Below are 6,000 nucleotides of genomic sequence, written 5' to 3' on the forward strand. Positions count from 1 at the left end.
TCAGTGTGGCATAGCCCCTACCTGCCCGGCGCTGTATTGTGCATCACATCGATTGCACACCGATCCACGTCGGAGGGCCGTGACGCGGCCGCCGTGCTTTTGACATCGTGCTTCTCTCTTCCTCCTCCTCACGGCCGTCATTCCGGGCCGACTCCCGGAATGACGGAGGGCTGTCGCATATCAGGGCTGTCGCATATGACGTCTCAGCGGCGCCTGAGCGAGCGCCTCGTCCTTCGAGACGCCGCGTTCTGCGGCTCCTCAGGATGAGGCTCAGCTGCATCCATCTGCGTTGAAATGTTGCCGCATATTCATCCCTCATCCTGAGGGCTCGCCGCAGGCGGGCGTCTCGAAGAATGGCCGCGGTTGAGCTTCCAGCCGCGTGCCTGCATTCCGATCGCTGCACGTCCTGCCTTGAGACCGCGGTTCCCGTTTACTGCACCGCGGCAAATGCCAAGAGAATGTCGCCTCATTGGCCAACTTCCGACACAGCGCCCGGGCGAATAGCGTCGATCCGACATGATGCATGTGCTTCGGCGGTGACGAGCCCGACGTCGCCGTCGCATTCATTTTCCCAGGGATCCCTCGTGTCGCATAAGCTTGCCTCCGCGCTTCTCGCCGCGCTCTTGATCGCGATCTCATCTCTCTCCTGCGCCCGCGCCGCGCCGCCGACGAGTAGCGCTGCCGCGTTGTCGCCCGATGAGGCCAAGCGCGCGCTGGAAACGCTGCAGGACGACAAGAAGCGCGCGCAGATGATCGACACGCTGCGCGCGATCGCCAATGCGTCCGGTGCACAGCAGCCCGCGCCCGAGCCAAAATCGCCGATCCCGCTCGCGGCCGACGGCCTCGGTGCGCAGCTCATGCTCACCGTGTCCGAGGAAATCGGCGAGATTTCGCGAGACGTCGCCGATATGGCCAGGACGCTCACGCACTTCCCGGCGTTCTATTACTGGATCGTGCGGACCGCGAACGATCCCGCGGCCTACAATCTCCTGATCGAGATCGCCTGGAAGCTTGCGCTGGTGTTCGGCTGCGCCTTCTGCGCCGAATGGGTGATCTTCCGTCTGATCCGCCGCCCCGTCGTGTTCCTGGAAGGGCGCATGCCGCAAACGGCGCGTCTGCCGGTGCAGGTGTTGCCCATTGCCGATCCGCCGTCATCCGTGGCCGATGTCACCCCGGCGCCCGAACTGCACATGCGCCGCCACAGCCTGGCGCGGGCCTGGCAAATCATGCTGCGGCTGCCGCTCGTGCTGGGACGCTTCCTGCTCGAGCTGCTACCCGTGTTGGTCTTTGTCGGCGTCGCCACGGCGCTGCTCGGCACCGAGATCGGCGGGCCCACCACCGTCCGTCTCGTGATCCTCGCCGTCGTCAACGCCTATGCGTTCTCGCGCGGGCTCTTCTGTGTGGTCCGTGTGCTGGCGGGACCGTTCGGCTTGTTTCCGGTCAAGGCCGAAACCGCCGCCTATATCGAGATCTGGGCGCGCCGTATCGTCGGTGTCGGCGTCTCCGGCATCGCCTTTGCGAATGTGGCGCTGCTGCTCGGCCTGCATCGCGGCGGCTACGCCGCGCTCCTGCGCATGGTGATGCTGGTCGTGCATCTCTTCATCGTCGTCATCATCCTGCAATGCCGCCGCCAGGTCGCCGAAGCGATCCGCGCGCCGGCCGACCGGCAGGGGATCGCGGCGCGACTGCGCAACCGCATCGCGGGCGGCTGGCACTATCTCGCCATCGCGCTCGACCTTGCGCTGTGGGCCGTGTGGGCGCTGAACATTCGCAACGGCTATTCGTTGCTGCTGCAATATTTCGTCGGCACCATCGCGGTGGCGCTGATCACGCGTGTCGCCATCATGCTGACGCTGGGCCTGATCGACCGCGGCTTCCGCATCAAGCCCGAGATCCTCCAGCGCTTTCCGGGCCTCGAGATCCGCGCCAACCGCTACCTGCCGCTGCTGCGCAAGATCGTATCCGGCGTGATCGCCTTCATCGGCCTGGTGGCCGTGCTCGAAGTCTGGGGCGTCGACGCCATCGTATGGTTTTATGGGGGCCAGATCGGCAGCCGGCTGATCTCGGCGGTGGTGACGATCGGACTTGCCGTGTTCATCGCAGCTGCGATCTGGGAAGCCAGCAACGCGCTGCTGGACCGCCAGATCAATACGCTGTCGCGCGATGGGCACTATGCCCGGGCCGCGCGGCTGCGGACCTTTCAGCCGATGCTGCGCACGGCCTTGCTGTGCGTGATCGCCACTGTCGTCGGGCTCACGGCGCTCAGCGAGATCGGCGTCAACGTCGCGCCGCTGCTGGCGGGCGCCGGCATCGTCGGCATCGCCATCGGCTTCGGCTCGCAGAAGCTGGTGCAGGATCTCATCACCGGCCTGTTCCTGCTGCTGGAGAACACCGTCCAGGTCGGCGACAGCGTCAGCGTGTCCGGGCTATCGGGCGTGGTCGAGAACGTCTCGATCCGCACGATCAGGCTTCGTGCCGGCGACGGTGCCGTGCACATCGTGCCGTTCAGCGCGGTCACGACTATCACCAATGCCAGCCGCGGCGCCGGCAATGCGTCCGTCAGCGTCAACGTCGCCTACAAGGAGGATACCGACCGCGCCGGCCAGATCCTCAAGGACATCGTCGACGAGATGCGCCGCGAGGTGGAATTCCGCAGTCTGATCCGCGGCGATCTCGAGCTCTGGGGCATCGACAAGGTCGACGGCGCCATGGTGTCGATCGTCGGCCAGATCCGCTGCACCGAGGCCGGCCGCTGGCCGGTGCAGCGCGAATTCAACCGCCGCATGAAGCAGCGTTTCCAGCACAACGGCATCGAGGTCGCATCCGCCACCCAGACCATCCTGATGCACATCGCGCCGCCGGCTGATGGCGCCGCTCATCTGACGCCAAGGCGAGCGGTCGGCTAGAGAGTCTGTCCATAAACGTCGGCTTGCCAATCGAAAGCGGAAGTGTCCGACCTTACGTGTGATCGGCGGCTCGTGATCCAAACCGGAAGTCGGCATGCCAACGATAACTCAGAACAGAGGAGGTGGCGCCTTTTGGCCCCGCCTTGCCCTTAAGTTCGTTTGTGTCCACGCCATGAACGTACTCGCGCGTGTCCTTCAAACGTTTTTCTTGGATGTACGCGCTCCTCAAGTCGATTGTGTCTACCCCAATCGCCGATGACACCCACGGCGCGCGCCATGGGGCAGTCGGGGGGTACCCATTTGCTTGCGTGCTTCCTGCCGTCTGAATGCTTTTTTAAGTCAAAGCAATTGCAGAGATATCGATACCGACGAGGACAGATTCGGTATTTATACTTCCGTCCGGGTTTCTCCTGAACGCGCGCCGTTTGGTTGGCATCATAATCCCTTGAATGTTCTTGTACTCGGACATGTAGTGCGCGGCTGGAGCACCACCTGCCACGAGTGTGGTATAATCCAAACGAGCGATGAGCCCGTTTTCATCGACGTGGAATATCTGGTCCGGACAGTGAGTTCCAACCTTCTCGGGAAAAGTGATCTTGAGCCGCCGGCGTACCGTGCCTTGGTCGGTCGCCGGGTCTATCTCTTCCGCTTTGGCACTCTCAGTGACAAACATAAATGGAGTATTCAGATAATTCCAAAGTGCATACCCGGTAAAGTAAGCCAGATGCAGCCTATCCCACGTCGTCTGAAGAGTATGTCCTTCAAACGCATTTCTTGGATGTACGCGCTCCTCGATAAGCTTCCCGTCGATTGTCTCTAGCCGAACACGATCCGGTTCGTAGATGCTTTGCACGCCTTCTTCGGTAAAGTGCGTAAAGCAAGTTCGCTGTTCTTTCGTTTGCGCCTTCAATTGAACATTTTCGAAGACACCATCCCATCCCTTTCTAGTCCAGTGCGAACCATGCATCGAGAGGTTCACGTCGATCGCGTTGAATTTTCGCCATCGTTCAAGAGTTCCGTGAGACTCAAGCACCAGATCTAAAAGAGCAGTCATGTGTCCTCCGGTTCGCCCTATTGGAATTAGGGCCATCGCTTTCGATATCGCACTAGCTGCGGTTTCAGGCGCTTAGAATTCAGGGCGCCTGACCGTTGATCATCCATTAGTTGGGTTTCAGAAGGACTTTCCCGCCTTTTTGCGCATGCGCCATGGCCTGAGTTGCCTGCTCGAGCGAATAAACGCCGGCGACCGGAACGTGCAGTTTGCCTTCGGCGATCAGTCGCTCGGCTGTCCGCGTATGAGCCGCAAGCTTTTCGTGTGCATCTCGAAAGCGCGGAAATCCCAGCCAAAACCCTTCCAGGGTCATCTGCTTGAAAATGATGTTCAGAGGACTCATGGCCGCGGGCTTTCCGCTGACGCCGCCATAGACGACCATCTTGGTGTTCGACGCGAGGCAAGACGCTACCGAGTGCGAGGACTCGCCACCCACGCCGTCGATGCCCAGCTTGATTTTAGCCTTGCCGGTCGCCGCTGCGACCTGCTTCACAACGTCGGGTCCATCGACAAGGACGACGTCAGCTCCGGCTGACTTCAGCTCATCCACCAGCTCGGGTCTGCGCACGAGGCTTACCGAGCGCAGTCCGAACTCCTTTGCAAACGCAATGACGCTGCGTCCCACACCGGAATTGCCGGCGTTCTGGATGACCCAGTCGTCCTTGCCGAGTTCGACATACTCGGTTAGGAGCAATGCCGCTGTGAGCGGATTGATCCGAAGCATTGACATCTGTTGGGGATCGGCTTGCTCAGACAAGACGATGAGATCGGTGGCCGGCACCGTGATGGCCTGTCTCCACACGGGAAGCCCGATCGGAATGGCCACACGATCGCCAGTCCTTACATTTTTAACCGAGGCTCCTACGGCGACAACGCGGCCAATAGCTTCGTTCCCGAGCGGCGCGGGCGGCTGCGGCCTGATCGCATACATGCCACGGATCATCAGAAGTTCAGCAAGTCCGATCGCTGAGTATTCGACCGCGACCGTGGCTTCATTTGCTGCCGGCGGTGGGGGTGGATCGCTTTCGACAACTTCAACCACCTCGGTGGGTTTGCCAAACTTAGACATTTGCAGAAACTTCATTGTCCCCTCCGCGAGAGCTGTATGGCTCATTCCGCCAAGTAATCTTACGGTTCCCTGACCGCTCGACGCCAAACCATGCTAAGTTCATATAACGAACTGTCATTAACGTCAACCTGTGTATGAAAAATGAACTCAGAAAAAGCGCATTCGCCCGAGCTGGATCTTCGCTTGATGTTGGAGCTAAAAAACAACTGCTCCATCAAGCGAACGCTCGAGATTGTTGGTGAAACCTGGACCTTGTTGATCTTGCGCGAGGCCTCATGGGGGGTTCGCCGCTTCCAGGACTTTCAAACGTTTTTGGGCATACCAAGAGCGGTGCTGTCTGAGCGCCTGGAAAAACTTGTTGAGTACGGAATCTTTGAAAAAACTCCTTACAAGGAGCCGGGGGCGCGAAAGCGCTATCAATACGAACCCACCAAAGCCGGCATCAAGCTATTGCCTGTGCTGATGGCATTGAGCCAATGGGGAGATGAGCATCTCGGCAAAGGATCTGCCCGCATGATCGACAAAGCGACTCGGGAAGAAGTGTTTCTGAAGGTCGTCAGCAAAAACGGCGACCATGTCCCAGTGGAGCGGGTGCGACCAGTAGTGCGGAGGTAATCACACGTTTGTGGTCAATAATGTTGATCGGCTTGCTGAAAGTAAGAAAGAAGTTCTTGAGCGATTGAGCAGGCGGGGTCCCATCGTGCGATTTGCCGAGCCTGCGGATCATCGGTCGGACACGCGCCAATGAAGCACTAACGCCAGCTGAGCGGGCCCCACGCGATTTCCACACATGGCCCAACTCGGACCTAGGGTGAGGTGCGCCAACGCGGCCGGTATCGGAGGCAGAGTGGACCTCAGACGAAGTGCAGCGCGAGTTTATGAGTACATGTCCTAACACTACTTTGGCAGAATGTGTTTTCGCCGCTGTTTTTCAAGGATTTGCTTTCGGCAATATGGGCACTGCTGGGGCGGCG

The 6,000-nt window shown here is 60.0% G+C and carries 4 protein-coding genes; 2 read left to right on the top strand and 2 right to left on the bottom strand.

The features are described 5' to 3' along the window. Positions 1 to 584: 584 nt before the first annotated feature. Complete coding sequence (locus IVB32_RS24935; protein ID WP_018454361.1) at positions 585 to 2,906, top strand: mechanosensitive ion channel domain-containing protein; 2,322 nt, start codon at positions 585 to 587, stop codon at positions 2,904 to 2,906. Between the two features lie 334 nt (positions 2,907 to 3,240). Here IVB32_RS24935 and IVB32_RS24940 read toward each other — a convergent pair whose 3' ends face one another. After that, entirely contained in the window at positions 3,241 to 3,960 is a 720-nt protein-coding gene (locus IVB32_RS24940; protein ID WP_018454362.1) for a hypothetical protein, read from the bottom strand. 106 nt (positions 3,961 to 4,066) lie between these two features. Beyond that, positions 4,067 to 5,041: a zinc-dependent alcohol dehydrogenase family protein gene (locus tag IVB32_RS24945; protein ID WP_018454363.1), complete on the bottom strand. Its 975-nt coding sequence runs from the start codon at positions 5,039 to 5,041 to the stop codon at positions 4,067 to 4,069. A 126-nt stretch (positions 5,042 to 5,167) separates the two neighbouring features. Here IVB32_RS24945 and IVB32_RS24950 point away from each other — a divergent pair, with 126 nt between their 5' ends. Then, the gene (locus IVB32_RS24950; RefSeq protein WP_018454364.1) at positions 5,168 to 5,641 is read left to right on the top strand and encodes a helix-turn-helix domain-containing protein; all 474 of its coding nucleotides are present in this window, start codon (positions 5,168 to 5,170) and stop codon (positions 5,639 to 5,641) included. The last annotated feature ends 359 nt before the right edge of the window (positions 5,642 to 6,000 follow it).

The organism is Bradyrhizobium sp. 23, assembly GCF_023073295.1.
Classification (GTDB): domain Bacteria; phylum Pseudomonadota; class Alphaproteobacteria; order Rhizobiales; family Xanthobacteraceae; genus Bradyrhizobium; species Bradyrhizobium canariense_D.